This window comes from Vibrio sp. 1978, assembly GCF_033344345.1.
This window is the reverse complement of the sequence record NZ_JAWPOP010000157.1, coordinates 1-1050: the sequence shown is the minus strand read 5'-3', so window position 1 is coordinate 1050 and position 1050 is coordinate 1. Positions and strand designations below refer to the sequence as shown.

Annotated in this window: 1 protein-coding gene; it reads left to right on the top strand. The window is 49.2% G+C overall.

What is annotated here, in order from left to right:
• Positions 1-975 (top strand): 23S rRNA pseudouridine(1911/1915/1917) synthase RluD (gene rluD / locus R8N49_RS25175; RefSeq protein WP_318190218.1); only part of this gene is annotated, 975 nt, incomplete at its 5' end.
• Positions 976-1050 lie beyond the last annotated feature (75 nt).

Genomic DNA, 1050 nt, shown 5'->3' with positions numbered 1-1050 from the left:
GCTCAGCAGATTGTATTAACAAATACCGTAAAAGATAGCCAGTTAGGTCAACGTTTAGACCAAGCTATCGCCGAATTGTTCGCTGACTTCTCTCGTTCGCGCCTGAAAGAATGGTTGCTGGACGGGAAAGTTCAAGTGAATGGTGAAGTTGTCACTAAACCTCGTACCAAAGTAATGGGTGGCGAGGAAATTACTTTGCAAGCCGAGCTGGAAGATGAAGAACGCTGGGAAGCACAAGATATCCCATTAGATATCGTCTACGAAGATGATGACATCATCGTAATCAATAAGCCTCGTGACTTCGTCGTTCACCCTGGTGCTGGTACACCAGATGGTACCGTGCTGAATGCATTGCTACATCATTACCCAGACATCGCAGAAGTACCGCGAGCGGGCATCGTACATCGTCTTGATAAAGACACCACAGGTCTGATGGTTGTGGCGAAAACCGTTCCAGCGCAAACTCGTTTGGTTCGTGCCCTGCAAAAACGCAACATCACGCGTGAGTACGAAGCGATTGCAATCGGTCGTATGACTGCGGGTGGTAAAGTGGATCAACCAATTGGTCGCCACTCGACTAAACGCACACTCATGGCTGTAGCTCCTTTGGGTAAACCTGCGGTAACGCACTACCGTGTGGCAGAACACTTCCGTGAGCACACGCGTATCCGTCTGCGTTTGGAAACGGGTCGTACTCACCAAATCCGTGTTCATATGTCTTACCTACAGCATCCTCTGTTAGGTGATACTGCCTACGGTGGTCGTGCACGTATTCCTACTGGTGCATCGCAGGAACTGACGGACATGATTCGTGGTTTCGATCGTCAGGCGCTACACGCCGTAATGCTTCGTTTTGAACACCCTATCACTGGTGAAGAACTGGAATTCCATGCTCCAGTGCCAGACGATATGGTGGCTATGACTGAAGCGTTGCGTAAAGACACTGAAGAATACGGTCTACCGGACGAGTTTTAAGATGAAGGCAATCATTCCTAGCTAGTCTGCACCTAAAAATGTCAAAGCCTTTGCTTCTACGCGAGGGGGTGGGTT